The sequence below is a fragment of the Sphingobium sp. L-44 genome (genome assembly GCF_056859495.1).
The window spans coordinates 20,803-35,629 of record NZ_JBSXOQ010000082.1 but is presented as its reverse complement, the minus strand read 5'-3'; the positions used below and the strand labels follow the sequence as shown (position 1 = coordinate 35,629).

Annotated in this window: 13 protein-coding genes and 1 pseudogene; 6 read left to right on the top strand and 8 right to left on the bottom strand. The window is 61.6% G+C overall.

Features of this window, described 5'->3' with window-relative positions; genetic code table 11:
• Nucleotides 1–123: 123 nt before the first annotated feature.
• Together AC13EK_RS10255 and AC13EK_RS10250 are read left to right on the top strand one after the other, a co-directional pair.
• Nucleotides 124–408 (top strand): MIT C-terminal domain-containing protein, encoded by a 285-nt coding sequence (locus AC13EK_RS10255; protein WP_483022190.1) that lies wholly within the window; start codon nt 124–126, stop codon nt 406–408.
• A gap of 91 nt (nt 409–499) precedes the next feature.
• Complete coding sequence (locus AC13EK_RS10250; RefSeq protein WP_155276517.1) at nt 500–1,336, top strand: hypothetical protein; 837 nt, start codon at nt 500–502, stop codon at nt 1,334–1,336.
• A gap of 76 nt (nt 1,337–1,412) precedes the next feature.
• Here the strand turns inward: AC13EK_RS10250 and AC13EK_RS10245 are convergent, their stop codons facing one another.
• The 5 genes from AC13EK_RS10245 to AC13EK_RS10225 form a co-directional block, all read right to left on the bottom strand.
• Nucleotides 1,413–2,687 carry a type II toxin-antitoxin system HipA family toxin gene (locus AC13EK_RS10245; RefSeq protein WP_026109697.1) on the bottom strand — a complete coding sequence of 425 codons (1,275 nt, stop codon included), beginning with the start codon at nt 2,685–2,687 and terminating at the stop codon, nt 1,413–1,415.
• Entirely contained in the window at nt 2,684–2,908 is a 225-nt protein-coding gene (locus AC13EK_RS10240) for a helix-turn-helix transcriptional regulator (protein ID WP_483022189.1), read from the bottom strand. Before AC13EK_RS10240 ends, AC13EK_RS10245 begins: the two co-directional genes overlap by 4 nt.
• Before the next feature lie 122 nt (nt 2,909–3,030).
• The gene (locus tag AC13EK_RS10235) at nt 3,031–3,651 is read right to left on the bottom strand and encodes a DUF6088 family protein (protein ID WP_017503542.1); all 621 of its coding nucleotides are present in this window, start codon (nt 3,649–3,651) and stop codon (nt 3,031–3,033) included.
• Between the two features lie 138 nt (nt 3,652–3,789).
• Nucleotides 3,790–4,896, bottom strand: a complete 1,107-nt coding sequence (locus tag AC13EK_RS10230) for a relaxase/mobilization nuclease domain-containing protein (RefSeq protein WP_017503543.1) — start codon at nt 4,894–4,896, stop codon at nt 3,790–3,792.
• The gene (locus AC13EK_RS10225) at nt 4,889–5,425 is read right to left on the bottom strand and encodes a plasmid mobilization protein (RefSeq protein ID WP_017503544.1); all 537 of its coding nucleotides are present in this window, start codon (nt 5,423–5,425) and stop codon (nt 4,889–4,891) included. Before AC13EK_RS10225 ends, AC13EK_RS10230 begins: the two co-directional genes overlap by 8 nt.
• 281 nt (nt 5,426–5,706) lie before the next feature.
• On the opposite strand from AC13EK_RS10225, the gene AC13EK_RS10220 reads away from it, so the two are divergent.
• Entirely contained in the window at nt 5,707–6,732 is a 1,026-nt protein-coding gene (locus AC13EK_RS10220) for an IS110 family RNA-guided transposase (RefSeq protein WP_017503545.1), read from the top strand.
• A gap of 258 nt (nt 6,733–6,990) precedes the next feature.
• Here AC13EK_RS10220 and AC13EK_RS10215 read toward each other — a convergent pair.
• From AC13EK_RS10215 to AC13EK_RS10205, 3 genes and pseudogenes are all read right to left on the bottom strand, one after another.
• A pseudogene (locus AC13EK_RS10215) lies at nt 6,991–7,314 on the bottom strand (IS5 family transposase); the annotation flags it as partial.
• Between the two features lie 528 nt (nt 7,315–7,842).
• A complete protein-coding gene (locus tag AC13EK_RS10210; protein ID WP_202902494.1) occupies nt 7,843–8,673 on the bottom strand; it encodes an aldo/keto reductase in 831 nt (276 codons plus the stop codon).
• 76 nt (nt 8,674–8,749) lie between these two features.
• Nucleotides 8,750–9,328 (bottom strand): TetR/AcrR family transcriptional regulator, encoded by a 579-nt coding sequence (locus AC13EK_RS10205; RefSeq protein ID WP_252365073.1) that lies wholly within the window; start codon nt 9,326–9,328, stop codon nt 8,750–8,752.
• 138 nt (nt 9,329–9,466) lie between these two features.
• Between AC13EK_RS10205 and AC13EK_RS10200 the strand changes: the two genes are divergently transcribed.
• From AC13EK_RS10200 to AC13EK_RS10190, 3 genes are all read left to right on the top strand, one after another.
• The gene (locus AC13EK_RS10200; protein ID WP_017503027.1) at nt 9,467–10,456 is read left to right on the top strand and encodes a zinc-dependent alcohol dehydrogenase family protein; all 990 of its coding nucleotides are present in this window, start codon (nt 9,467–9,469) and stop codon (nt 10,454–10,456) included.
• Nucleotides 10,457–10,558: 102 nt separating this feature from the next.
• Nucleotides 10,559–11,668 (top strand): S-(hydroxymethyl)glutathione dehydrogenase/class III alcohol dehydrogenase, encoded by a 1,110-nt coding sequence (locus tag AC13EK_RS10195; protein ID WP_026109579.1) that lies wholly within the window; start codon nt 10,559–10,561, stop codon nt 11,666–11,668.
• A gap of 393 nt (nt 11,669–12,061) precedes the next feature.
• The gene (locus AC13EK_RS10190) at nt 12,062–14,722 is read left to right on the top strand and encodes an excinuclease ABC subunit UvrA (protein ID WP_017503029.1); all 2,661 of its coding nucleotides are present in this window, start codon (nt 12,062–12,064) and stop codon (nt 14,720–14,722) included.
• Nucleotides 14,723–14,827: the final 105 nt, after the last annotated feature.

The window sequence follows — 14,827 nt, the reverse complement described above, 5'->3', positions numbered from 1 at the left end:
ACATGCAGATCGAGGGCATGGCCGCCCTTGCCACACCCATAACCGAGGAGGTTCAGCCGCTACAGATTACACCCAAGGCCGCCTGAAAATGCAGCCCGATGGCCAGCACCGAAATTACACCACATTGACGGACGTGACCCGGAAAAACAGGCAGAGAACCTTGGGGCAATAGCGCAGTCTTGCGAAGGTATCGGGATCAGTTTCACATGGGAGTTTGACCAAACCAACACCATCCATGCCCGCCACATAGTGACCGATACCGGATGGAAAATCGCTCTCGATAGGGGGTTGGATATTTTTCAGCAGTATGAGCTCAACGACGCCTTCAGCTTTGCTAACAGGCTTCAGCAGTTCAGATCAGTGAAGGCCTTCGAGGTTATCTATCTGAGAACCTCAAAGGCTGATTGATTTGCGCCCGCGCTTAATATTCCGCCTTGAGTGGCCTATTCAGCGGCAACGATAGTGAGTTCGTAATATGCTTAGGGCGAAACTAAAGCACGTGATAGACACCGGCATAGCCCACGGTATCGAGCAGCTATTGGGCGTCATACAGTCCGACAGTTCTGACAAAATCCACCGACATGAAACTGTGCGGGCGATCTTCCAACATTGTGAGCGAATCAATTTGGCTTGGCCGGTTCTGATCGAAGCGCAAGACATAATCGACCGTCGCGGGGCGATATTGGCCGGACCACTTTTTACCTCTGTCGATTTTCCTTGGCCAGCGGAAGATGGTCGCTGGCTAGAACCCGTTTTGCAAATACATCTTCCGCAACTCGGGCTTCTCAAGGGAGTGAACCTGGGTACGGAGTGGCTTCAGATCTGGGCTTGGGATCGTGGCGCAATCGTGCGCCTGGTACCGTCAGTAGCGGTCGCTGGAGCAGACATCACACCCGTACCGTCCCAACAGCCTAAGGATTACCATAGGCGATTGTTAGACATTGATCCTGCGAGAGAAACTCCCTTTTGGCTACCAGGTCACGCCATTTCGGGTTTTGACCAACCTTTTCTAGATTATGGAGCAGGCGATCTCAGCTACTATGTCGAGGAGCTACTAGGCAACAGATCGCTCGATCTACCATCATCTGTGCTGGATGCGGCCCAAAAACTACTTGCATTGATCGATGCAGACGAGCGGAGATACACTTTCCAGATTCGTGCATTCGGTATGATGAACGACTCCAGCCCTTACCCATTCTCAGCGCCACCGGTGCTTTTCGTACTTGAAGATGGCACACCTCCTTTGCGAGAAAGCGCCAATGGTGATGACGCCATTTACGTAAGTTACGAAATATCTCCAAGCGATAGCGTCAGCTTTGGCATTCTTAGAGTGTGAAAACGCATCAAATTAAGTCATGGGTGACATTTAACATAAGATATATTATCAGTTTTTATCGTTTAATATCATAATCTTAATTACCATGCAGTTCTGCCTTCAGTGCCAACCGAGCAGCACGGTCGAGAACAATTGACGGGAGTTCACCGAGGCGAGCGGTGCCATCTAGCCCTGGCACGGTGACGCCACCTGAAATGACCTCTCGGACCCGGCCCGCGAGCGCCGCCACGCGGCGACGAAGAAACGGTAGAGCCAGTCCCGTATCGCCAGCAAAGCGCACAAAGCTTCCGGCATTTATTTCCTCCAGCGTAGCGGCACGGCCGAAACGCATGGCGAGCTTCGCTGACAGCTCTGGCCACATGTGGGTTGCAACCAGATCGTACAGCGGTGCGAGCACGACCTCGCCCTTGCTCTGCCGAACGAGACTATAATTTTTCGCATGGGCGTCAGCGTTGCCGATGATCACATTGAAGATTGCCGCGTCGGCAAGCTTCAGCACCTCGCGTGCCGGCCGGGTGGTCGCCTGGCGCGCCAACGCGAAGCAATCGCGGAAGGTTGGCCCGCCTTCGCTGGCATATTTGCGGTTGGACGGCACGCCCTGCGCCTGCGCAAAATCCTCCTGATGCAACCGGATCGTATGACCATCGCGATCCAGACGATCGTAACGAGTGACCAGCAGATAGGGTTTATCAGCGACCTCTCGCCACTCTGCCATGGCAGCATCGAGACCCACCGCGCGCGCCAGTGCCAGGCAGAAGCCTTCATTGGCGGCAAGGCCTGGAAAGCGATCTGGCTCTGGCTTGATGAGGTGTGTAGATGGCTCACCTACGCGCGGCACGGCCACCCGCCCCTCGGCCAGCACGACGGGGAGCTTGCCCTGGGCGCCAGCCAAGCTGAGCCGAGCGCCCCCTTGCCCGGCCAGCATCGGTACGCGCGGCAGGCGACCGATTAAAACCGCAAGCTCGGCATCATCCAGCGCAGGGGGCAGCTCACCTTCAGGAGGCAGCGGCGGTTTCTCCCCTTCGGGCAAAAAGGCGAGCGCGCCTGCAACATCACCGCCGAGCGCAGCCAACAATCGAAAGGGATTGTCAGGCGATACTCCGAGGGCCCGCGCGATGGCTGTTCGTTGCCCCTCTTCGGGCAGGAGTCCACCAAAGACGGCTTTACATAACGCATCGCCGAATGGCTCTGCTTGCTTTGGAAGCGCGTGCGAAAGCGGGCCTGCCGCTGGATCGGCTAACCAATCGTCGGCATAGATGAAATGCATTGCGCCGCCACGGTCGATGGAAAGTTCACCGGCGATCCGCTGATCAGACCAAACGACAAGTCGCTCAAGAATGTCGGCGGTCACGTTGGCTGTCCCGCGATCACGATCCCGTCAGGACGACGGATCTGAAGCTCGCAGCCTAAAGCCGCAAGAACCGTAATCACCTTGCCAATCTGTGCCGTTGCCTTGCCGCGCTCAAGTTCGACGATGAAGCGCAAGCCTACTCCGCTGGCCGCCGCCAATTCGTCCTGGCGCAGCCCCATTTCCTTGCGCTCGTCGCGAACAATCTGGCCGATCATCGTCATATCGAGCATATGACCTCACTTTCCCGAGCGGGAAATATAAGATCGACCAGACGATTTCAAGTTATAATTTTCCCGAACGGGGTATTTTAAGCGACGTTATGCGTGAAATGCCAGAAATTTCCCTATCGGGAAAGTTCATCGTGCGTTGCCTGAATCTTCAGGACGACGTCACCCATCCAGCCCGGCATAGCCGGGCGGGCCGCGACGAGCGCACGCGTACCGGCATCATCGAGCCGCGCGGCGATACGCCCGACCGCATCCGCGCCGATATTGCCTTTTCCGAGATGCGCGAGCGCCTGGACGATTGCATTCACAGAATCCGGCGCATCGAGCACCGGCGCGCGGCTGTGCCTCAAGGTGACGCGGCAGCCACCAGCCCTGACGGTGCGGGTGCGGCCGCTGGTGGCGTAACTTACCCGGGTGGGCACCTGTGTCGAGAAGCCAAGGCTATTGGCCGCCGCCGCTCCCGACGGGGCGAGCGCATCGCCGCTCTGCGCGGAGAGCGCTTGGGCCACCTGCCAGGGATCCGGGCTCAGGGCACCAAGCTTGTCATGCTGGCGGGGATAATCGTAGAGACCGCGGCCGATCCGACGGATGTCGCCGGCATGCGCGAGACGCGACAGCGCCATGTCGACCGAGCCGCGGGTACCGAAGTCGACGAACTGCTTGGGCGTAAACACCCAGCCACGGCCCTTGCCGCGCACACGCTTCATAATCCGATCAGCCACCGCAGACATGTCCATGCTCCTTTCTGTTAGATAATAGCATCGTTTTTTCTAACAAGTTATGACCGCAGAAAGCGCCAATTCCCTCGATTTTCCAAGACATTCCAGCACATGGTAGTGGGAGCATCCCTTAGCAAGATCAGCCGCCCATGCGAATCAGCGCTCCCGCCCACGCTCGGGCGGTGGCCGCTCGGGACCAGCTCCACCCTCCAGTTCGCGCGCCGGATGTGTCGCTTGCCGCCCCTGCATCATCTCACGGGCCAGCGCGAGACGTCGAGAAACCGCCGGCGGCATAGCCGCCAGGAAGACCGCAATTTCGCCGGAAAGCGCTTGGTCGCCGGCCTCACCGGTGCGTGCAAGCGCCACCGCCGCCTCCGCATAAGCACCGCGTATCTGCTTCTGGCGAACCAGCGCCATCACGTCTTGCGGCCGCCGTTCCTCATCGCGCGCGTGCGCAAAGGCCCGGGCGCGCAACACGTTGAGTTCATCCATATTGAGCCGGCGCCCCTCCTGACCGATCCGAGCATCGAGATGCAGCGCTGCGGAGCGCACACGCTTTTGAACGTGACCGCGTGCGCGTCTGGGCGTCGCCTCAGCCGCGATGCCGCGCGCCCGTAGCTCATGCGCGAATGTCTCCCGCATATGATGGAGGTCGGCCTTGCGCGGGTTGAACCGCCTACCGTCCGCACCTTCTGTGGCCACCGTCAGATGGACATGCGGATGATCGGTATCGGTGTGCAGCGCCAGCATATAGGCGTGATTGTCCTCGAACAGGATCCGAGCGAACGCCTGGGCGGCATCCTGCAGCGTCTCGGGATCGGTCGAACCGCCGGGCATGGAGAGGACGAGTGACAGCGAGGTCGGCCGATCACGGCCATGCTCGTTCATCGCCTCGTCGAGCATGGCCCAGTCCTGCGCGATCTCCTTCAGCCGCTTGGGATCATCGATGATCTCGCCTTCGCTCGAGCGCACCGCAAGCTTCCCGTGCCGCGCAACATAGCCGAAATGCTCGGATAGATGATGCGCGCCATATTGCTTGCCCGAGACCTTGACCATGACCTCCGGGGCCTTGCGCACGATCCGCTCGAGCTTGGCCCGAGCCTCGGCCTGGCTCAGCGGCTCGGGCCGCCCCTGCCCTCCCCGGCCCGGTGCGCCTCGTCCGATGCGGACATAGGCCCCCCGCAGTGTCCGTTTACCGCCGGTGGGCGGCCGCCATGCCTCCATGAGGCTGGGCAGCGGCAGGATGCCCTCCTCCTCAAGCATCGAGGCTATCCCAATAGGCAAGATCGCCCTTGAGCGCGGTGCCGAGACCGGCAAGCGCCATCCGGATTTCCGCCCGGAAGCTTGCCACCCGCGCCGCCTCGCGCGCGACATCGAGCCCGGATTCGACCATCACCGAAGCATTGAGCGCACGCGTTGCCTGATTGAGATTGATGCCGATCCGGTTGAGTTCGCGCCACGCCTGAGCAACTGCCGCCCGCTCTTCAAGCGGCAGCGGCGCCACAGAATGCAGCCGGCGGCGCACCAGCCTTGTCACCCAGTCTGTGCGCTTCATACCCAAAGCATCGGCCTCGGCATCCAGCGCGGCAATTTCTGCATCGGTCAGCCGGATCTCAAACCGCCGTGTTGCTCGCTCCCGCCGGCGGACTGGCCCCGACCTCTTGCCCTCCTCCGCGTCCACTGCATTCATGACGAGGCGGCGCAGCAAAACCGAGCGGCCGCCGGCGCTCTCCGCCACAGCATCGAAGCGCTGGGCGATGTCATCGTCGAGACGGAAGGTGAAGACGGACATGCATCAAAGGCTATTGTCATACATCCCCGGCGTCACGCCTATCCGGCCCTCACCTTCACTCAACTCATCTGATAGTCTGCTTGAGCAGACTTCGACCATATTTGGCAAAATGCACCTATCATTCACGCCTGATCCACGAAGGGCGGCGCCAACGGCGCCGCCCCAGCTCGGACCTACGCAAAAGGCCGCACCCCGAAAGGGGCACGGCCGACATACACACGAACAGGATATGCGAACGCGGAGGAAGAGGGTCAGAGCATCGCGGCGTCGGGGCGTCCCTCATGGAAGTTTCAGTTCTGGGGATCGACCTCGGCAAGAACAGCTGCAGCGTGGTGGGGCTGGACGGCACCGGTAGGGTTGTCGTTCGCAGGCGTATGCGACGTGAGACGGTCATCGCCTTTGCAGGGTCACTCGCGCCATGCGTTGTGGCGATGGAGGCCTGTTGCGGTGCCCACCATATGGGCCGTGCGCTGGTAGCGCATGGACATACCGTCCGGTTGATGTCGCCGGAATATGTCCGTCCATACGTGAAGGCCCAGAAGAACGACGATCGCGATGCCGAAGCTATCGCAGAGGCGGCGACACGGCCGACTATGCGGTTCGTGGAGCTGAAGAGCCAGGAGCAGTTGGACATGCAGACACTGCACCGGATTCGCGACCAGCTCGTCGGCGAGCGGACCTCACTGATGAACCAGATCAGGAGTTTGCTCCTCGAGCGCGGGCATATCGTCCCGCAAGGGCGTGCGAAGCTCGCGGTTCGGCTCGGCGAGATGCTCGAAGCCGAAGAACCCGTTCTGGGGTTTCGCATTCATCGGCTCGTCGCGGACATGCGCGCCCGCTGGATAGCGCTTGACGAGAGGATTGCGGACCTCGATGCCGAGTTCGCGCAAGCAGCGCTGACCGACGAGCGAACGCAGCGCCTGCTGACCATTCCCGGCATTGGCGCCCTCAACGCGACTGCACTGGTCGCTGCCGTCGGCGATGCCCGGACCTTTGCGCGTGGTCGCGATCTTGCTGCATGGTTGGGCCTGGTCCCGCGTCAGGCCACCACCGGCGGCAAACCTCGGTTGCTCGGCATTACCAAACGCGGCAGCCGATACCTGCGTAAGATCCTTATCCAGGGTGCACGTTCGTCGCTGCCGACGATGAGCAAGAGCGATACACGTCTGGGCGCATGGGTGCGCGGCCTGCTCTCGCGAGCGCATCAAAACACCGTCGTCGTCGCTCTTGCGGCCAAAATGGCGCGGATCGTCTGGGCACTTCTGCGCCACGGACGGACCTACGAACCCACATTGCTGGCGGCGTGAACGAGATCGGCCGATGCCTTTGGCATCCGCTGCATGATGTCTGCGGGAGGTGAGAAGAAGATGGCCTGACAGTCGACCGGTGTCTTGGAACCCTATGGCGCAAAATGGCACTTCGATGCCGGCCCCTTTATGAGGACCAGGACGCGCGGATCTCCATCTTGGCCAACGGCATCATGCCGAAAGGCCGGATACGTTTTCGCAGACTGCTCAGATCGTCAGAAACAAACCGCTTGCCGACGGGGCGGGCCATACGTTTCCGCCCACTGCCGATACGTGGCCGCGAACTATGGTGCTGTCGATCATGTGCTGCCAGTCGTCGGTCAGTTCCAATTCCACCAATGTCGCCAGGATTGCATCCCACACACCTTGTTCGGCCCAGCGCCGGAACCGCACATAGACCGAATTCCACAGACCATAGCGTTCATGCATATCGCGCCACGGACAGCCGACCCGCAAAACATGCAGCATGCCGTTGAGGAAACGCCGGTTGTCATGGGCAGGACGGGACTTGCGGCCGCGCTCCGACGGCAGAAGCCCCGCGATCACATCCCATTCCTCGTCCGTCAGATCGCCTCGGCCCATCATCGCTCCTCGCAAAGAGAAGCTGTGAATCAGAAATCAGGCAGATTGGGAATCCACTTTGTCAACGCTGCCTAGGTAGCGGAGCGCTAATTCGGCGCTGCAGTGCAGTGAACGGTTCATGGCCTGCGCTCTGTCGAACTGAGCTTGAGCGAGTAATCGGCTCACCTTCCCGCCAGCGGCGCACGCTGGGATGGCAGCTCGGAAACTCAGGCAGCGCGGTGTCGTGCTGACAGCTAGGCCGCCCGAGCTTCGATCCAGAGCGCCCGATGGACAAGAATGACGCCCTTGGCTGGATGCCCTGCCAGCTCGGATACGCCCCATAGACGGTAAGAATGGTCAGACGGTTATTCGTGGAGGCTAAGAGCAGATTGGGGCCAGGGGCGCGATAGGCCTGGTGCTCGAACCGTCAGTCGCGCAGCACCCGCTCGATAGCGGTGTCGACACTGGTCCGATCACCGCACCGCTGAGCGCCTACCGCCGATCCGGTTTGCGTTCTGTTCCTTCGAGCGATAATATCGTCATCTGACGCTAAAGCATCTCGAGTGGACGGCGGTCGCGTGGCCTGGGAAATTCCGCATCGAGTGTCGCAATGTCGGCGTCGGAGAGCACGATATCTGCGGCCGCGCGGTTCTCCCGCACATGTGCAATCGAACTCGCTTTCGGGATGGCGATAAGGCCATCGTGGCGCAACGTCCAGGCAAGTGCGACCTGCGCAGGGGTTTCGCCAACCTGGGCCGCTACTTTGTCGAGGGCGGGATGGCTTGAGAGGCGTCCCTGCTCGACGGGACTATACGCCATCACTGGCACTTTGTGCTGGGCGAGCCACGGCAACAGGTCCAACTCAGGGCCTCGACGGACGAGATTGTAGAGGATCTGATCGGTCACGCAGCCATCCCCACCGGCAGCGACAAGCTCGTCCATATCGTCAGTATCGAGGTTGCTGACACCCCAATGCCGAATCTTTCCTGCCGACTTCAGCGCCTCCATTGCCTCTATCGTTTCGGCGAGCGGCACCGATCCCCGCCAGTGGAGCAGGTAGAGGTCGAGCCGATCGGTGCCGAGCCGCTTCAGGCTCGCCTCGCACGCACCGGCAAGGCGGGAGCGCGATGCGTTCTGTGGATACGCCTTGCTGACGAGGAACAACTGGTCGCGAAGGCTGCCCAGCGCCTCGCAGATCAGCGTTTCCGCCGCACCATCGCCATACATTTCGGCGGTATCGACGAGCGTCATGCCCAGCTCGACACCGGCGCGCAGCGCGGCGATCTCATCGGATCGCCGTTCGGCACGTTCGCCCATCTTCCAGGTGCCTTGACCCATCGAAGGAACCACTTCCCCGCCGGGCAATGTCACGTGTTTCATGTGCTTTCGTCCTATGAGATGAGTTCGACTGATCGGTCGCCGGAGGCGCGATTGGCAGATGACCACAATGTAACGATCATATCGCGGCCGGCCATCGATCGAGTGCCATTTTGGCGATGGAGAGCAGTTCGTTGATCGTAGCGCCGTCGCGCGCCTGAACGGACATGCCTTCCATGACCGTATTGATGAATTTGCCCAGCACGGCCGGATCGGTGTTGGCCGCAAGCTCGCCCTGCGCGGCGCCGCGTTGCAGACGCTCGATCAGGAGGGCCTCCGCCGCGATACGCTTGTCGCGCAGCAGGCATTCGATGTCGGCGGACGCCGGCGAAACGGCTGCCGCTGCCGAATACATGAAGCAGCCGGCCGGCGTTCCAGGCTCCGAGAATGATGACGCCGCTCGTTCCAGCAGGCCTTTGACGGCCTCGTAGGTGGACAACGCCGGATCGTTGATGGGTGCATAGAGGTGGACGCTGAACGTCGCGGCGTAGCGCTCGATCACCGCCGCAAACAGTCCCGCCTTGTTGTCAAACGCTGCATAGAGACTGGCGGCGGCAACGCCAGTCTCCGCCACCAGATCGGCCATCGATGTCGCCTCGTAGCCGCGCTGCCAGAACAGCCGCACCGCCTTGTCGAGCGCAGCGTCAGTGTCGAACACACGAGGGCGACCTGCGCGGCGACGGGCTTTCGTCTCTGTCATCTCTGATGCACGATATGGAACGATCGATAAATAATATCTTGAAACGGGTGGTCCGCCCCCTTACAGAACGATCATTAAATAATCAAGGAGTCTCCAATGAGCCGCATCGTCCGTATCCATAAATATGGCGACGCCAGCGTCCTCAGGATTGAAGATGTGGCAGTGCCCGGGCCCGCGGCCGATGAAGTGCAGATCGCGGTGAAGGCGATAGGCATAAACCGCGCCGAGGTGATGTTCCGCAACAATGCCTACCTTCAGGAAGCCGAGTTCCCGAGCCGCCTCGGCTACGAGGCTGCCGGCACTGTCGTTACGGTCGGCGCGGACGTGACCGGGTTTGCGGAAGGCGAAGCCGTCAGCGTCATCCCCCCGCTCGATATCGCACGCTGGGGCACCTATGGCGAAGTCGCCAACGTGCCCGCCCGCCTCGTCGTCAAGCATCCGGCGGCGCTGTCGTTCGAGGAAGCGGCGGCCGTGTGGATGCAGTATGTCACCGCCTGGGGTGCACTGGTGGAGCAGGCGAAACTCGGCGAGGGCGATTTCGTCATCGTCACTGCTGCCTCCAGCAGCGTCGGCCTTGCTGCCTTCCAGATTGCGCGGATGGTCGGCGCAACGGTAATCGCGACGACACGTACCGGCGCCAAGCGCCAGGCCCTGATCGATGCCGGTGCACATCATGTCGTCGCGACCGAGGAAGAGGATCTGGTAGCGAGGGTGATGGAAATAACCGATGGTCAGGGTGCGCGCGTGGTGCTCGATCCGGTCGGAGGCCCGTCGTTCGAGCCGCTGACCCAGAGCATGGCACGCGGCGGCATCCTGCTCGAATATGGCGCGCTCAGCGGCGAACCGACGCCGTTCCCGTTGTTCTCCGTGCTGGGCAAGAGCCTCACGCTCAAGGGGTATCTCTACAGCGAGATCGTCTCGGACGATGCCGCCCTCGATCGCGCCAAGGCGTTCATCGTGGCGGGTCTGGAATCGGGCGCGCTCAAGCCGCGGATCGCGCGCACTTTCCCGCTCGACGCCATCCAGGACGCTCACCGCTTCCTCGAATCGAACGACCAGATCGGCAAGGTCGTCGTTACGGTCTGACCGGAATACCGGGGGGAGTGAGCGATCGCTCCTCCACGAATTTGTGCTGACGCGACGGCCTCGCGCCAGCAATCAGTTTAACTCAACGAGGGGTATCCCAACATGAAATCTCGCGCCGCTGTAGCCTTCGAGGCGGGCAAGCCACTCGAAATTGTCGAGATCGATGTCGCCCCACCCCGGAAAGGCGAAGTCCTCATACGGGTGACGCACACCGGTGTGTGCCACACCGACGCGTACACTCTGGCAGGGAGTGATCCGGAGGGTGTTTTCCCGGTGGTTCTGGGCCACGAGGGCGCGGGCATCGTTGTCGAGGTCGGTGAAGGCGTCACCAGCGTCGGACCGGGCGATCACGTGATTCCGCTCTACACCGCCGAATGCGGCAAGTGCGACTTCTGCCTGTCGGGCAAGACCAACCTGTGCGTCGCTGTCCGCGAAACGCAGGGCAAGGGCTTGATGCCCGATGGGACCACCCGCTTCTCGTATAATGGTCAGCCCCTCTATCATTACATGGGCTGTTCAACCTTCAGTGAATATACTGTCGTCGCCGAAGTCTCGCTCGCCAAGATCAATCCCGAGGCAAACCCCGAACATGTCTGCCTGCTCGGCTGCGGCGTCACGACCGGCATCGGCGCAGTCCACAATACCGCCAAGGTCCAGCCCGGAGACTCGGTCGCCGTGTTCGGCCTCGGCGGCATCGGCCTCGCGGCGATTCAGGGTGCGCGCCAGGCGAAGGCGGGTCGCATCATCGCCATCGACACCAATCCGTCCAAGTTCGAGCTGGCACGCCAGTTCGGTGCAACCGAGTGCATCAACCCCAAGGACCATGACAAGCCCATCCAGCAAGTGCTGATCGAGATGACGGGCTGGGGCATCGATCATACCTTCGAGTGCATCGGCAACGTCCACGTCATGCGCGCCGCGCTTGAATCAGCGCACCGTGGCTGGGGTCAGTCGATCGTGATTGGCGTTGCCGGCGCGGGCGAGGAAATCTCCACCCGCCCATTCCAGCTCGTCACGGGCCGCGTATGGAAGGGGTCCGCTTTCGGTGGCGTCAAGGGACGGACACAGCTCCCCGGCATGGTCGAGGACGCAATGAGAGGCGATATCGATCTGGCCCCATTCGTAACCCACACGATGGGTTTGGAGGAGATCAACGAGGCCTTCGCACTGATGCACGAAGGCAAGTCGATCCGCACGGTCATTCACTACTGACCCGCCGATCCGACGCGGCGCGAGGCGCTGGGATCGACAACTCGGCCGTCATCATGGCCCGACCCGGGCCATGATGAACCGCGCTCTGGCAAATGGGCAAAGCGTCGCGATGCGGTAACAAGCGCCGAAGTGCGGTCGTTACATGCCGATAGCGGCACGGACCAGGGCCGCCTGTCCCAGGCGCTTACCAGCGGAGTGTCTGTGGCCTCGTCGCGAGACCCAACGGGAAAAATGGTTTTGTCGTAATCTTTGTCTAATGCTGGAAAAATATTTCAAAGGTGCCGAACATCGGGCCAGCCTGGCCGTTGGATGTATTGAGTCGGAAATGCATTCATCTGTTACCCGACTGTGATGAACCACTGACCGCACGGGCGTATAAGGCAGAAGACTGAATTGAAGAGCAAGGATATTCACGCGACGACGCCGGCCACCGATCATGGGCATACGGGGCCGCCCGCTTGCGTGCAGATTCGCGGCGCACGCCAGAATAACCTCAAAAATGTTGACGTCGATGTGCCGCGCAACGCCTTCGTGGTGTTCACCGGCATATCGGGCTCGGGCAAGTCATCGCTCGCGTTCGGCACCCTTTATGCCGAAGCCCAGCGGCGTTATCTGGAATCGGTTGCGCCTTATGCCCGTCGCCTGATCGACCAGGCCGGCGTGCCGGAGGTCGACGCGATCGACGGTTTGCCGCCTGCGGTCGCCTTGCAGCAGCAGCGCGGCTCGGCCAACGCGCGATCCTCGGTCGGCAGCGTGACGACGCTCTCTAGCCTGGTGCGAATGCTTTATTCGCGCGTCGGCGAATATCCGCGCCATCAGCCCATGCTCTATGCGGAGGATTTCTCCCCCAACACGGTCGCCGGCGCCTGCCCGACCTGTCACGGCATCGGGCGCGTCTATGACGCGACCGAAGAAACGATGGTGCCCGACGACACGCTGACGATCCGGGAACGCGCAGTCGCCGCTTGGCCGGCGGCATGGCATGGCCAGAATCTGCGCGATATCCTCGTGTCGCTCGGCTATAACGTCGACACGCCGTGGCGCGATCTGCCGAAGAAGGATCGCGACTGGATTCTCTTTACCGACGAGGCGCCGACGGTGCCGGTCTATGCGGGCCTGACGCCCGAACAGACCCGCGTGGCGCTGAAGCGCCGCATGGAACCGAGCTATCAGGGCACCTTCACCGGCGCGCGCCGCTATGTGCTGGAAACCTTCGCCAACACGAAAAGCGCGCTGATGAAGAAGCGCGTCTCGCAATACATCATCGGACGCGATTGCCCGACCTGCGACGGCAAGCGCCTGAAGCGCGAAGCCCTGTCCGTAAAGTTCGCGGGCCTCGACATCGCCGAGTTCGGCGATCTGACGGTGTTGAAACTCCGGGACTTGCTCACGCCAGTCGCGCATGGCGAATATGGGGGCGCCGCGGCGGTCCCGAAGAGCCATGTCCTCGGCAAGGCGGCCCGCGATGCGGCGGTCGAACGGCGGGTCGCGGCAGGAGGTTCGGCGCACAAGAGCGCGCCCGACGTACGCCGCACGCCCAATCTCTCCGACGAGAAGCGGATCGCCGCCCAACGCCTTGCCAGCGAATTGATCGAGCGGCTAGAGCCGCTGATCGATCTTGGCCTTGGCTACATTTCGCTCGACCGCAGCACGCCGACGCTTTCCTCCGGAGAGCTGCAGCGCTTGCGGCTTGCCACGCAATTGTCGTCACAGCTTTTCGGCGTGGTCTATGTGCTTGACGAACCTTCGGCAGGGTTGCACCCGGCAGATGGCGAAGCCTTGCTCACCATCCTCGAGCGTCTCAAGGCTGCGGGCAACTCCCTGTTCGTCGTCGAACATGATCTCGACGTGATCCGCCGCGCGGAATGGCTCGTCGATGTCGGGCCAGGAGCCGGGGAAAAGGGCGGTGAAGTCCTCTACAGCGGGCCGATAGAGGGGCTTGCCAACGTCGAGACTTCGATCACCCGCCGCTACCTGTTCGCAGAGCCGCTCCGCAGTGAGCACACACCGCGCGATGCCAAGGCATGGCTACGCCTGGAAGGGATCAGGCGGAACAATCTCCATGGTCTCGACGTCGAGTTTCCCATCGGCTGCTTCACCGCTGTCACCGGCGTTTCGGGATCGGGCAAATCCAGTCTTGTCAGTCAGGCGCTGCCCGAGCTCGTCACGGAACACCTCGGCGGCTCCCCCGTGGCCGAGGAGGAGGATATCGATCCGCTGCTCGATGTTGCGCAGAACGACACTGAAGGACGCATTGTCGCAGGCATGGAGCATGTTCGCAGGCTGGTGCGGGTCGATCAGAAGCCGATCGGCCGCACGCCGCGCTCGAACCTATCCACCTACAGCGGCATGTTCGACCATGTGCGACGGATCTTCGCTGATACGCCGCTCGCCCGCCGGCGGCACTACAGCCCGGGAAGGTTCTCGTTCAACGTCGCGCAAGGCCGCTGCCCTGTGTGCGAGGGCGAGGGATACGTCATGGTGGAGCTGCTGTTCCTGCCGAGCGTTTTTGCCCCGTGCTCGACCTGTCATGGCTCTCGCTACAACCCGCAAACGCTCGAAGTCGAATGGAACGGGCGCAATATCGCCCAGGTGCTCGAACTGACGGTCGACGATGCGTGCGATTTCTTCGCTGGCGAGGCATCTGTGATGCGCTCCCTCGACGTGTTGCGGGAGATCGGTCTTGGTTATCTGAGGCTCGGTCAGCCGGCGACCGAGCTGTCTGGCGGGGAGGCGCAGCGCATCAAGCTGGCGACTGAACTGCAACGCGCTCAACGCGGCAACACGATCTACATCCTCGACGAGCCAACTTCGGGACTTCACCCCTCCGATGGCGACCGGCTGATGCGACACCTGCGGGGCCTCGTAGAAGCCGGCAATACCGTCGTAGTCGTCGAACATGACATGCGCGCCATCACACAGGCGGACTGGATCATCGACCTGGGACCGGGGGCCGGGGAAGATGGGGGCCGTATCGTTGCCAGCGGCGTCCCTGGCGTCGTTGCGGAAGCGGAAGGCAGTCTCACCGCCCGCTATCTCAAGGCGGCGCTGTAGGTCGTAAATCTGGCCGAACGCACGTTCGATCAGGTGCATCTCAATCACACGTTGGGTTGGGTCGAATCTGGAAGTGGGAGCCGGCGATGTGTCACCGCGGTTGAC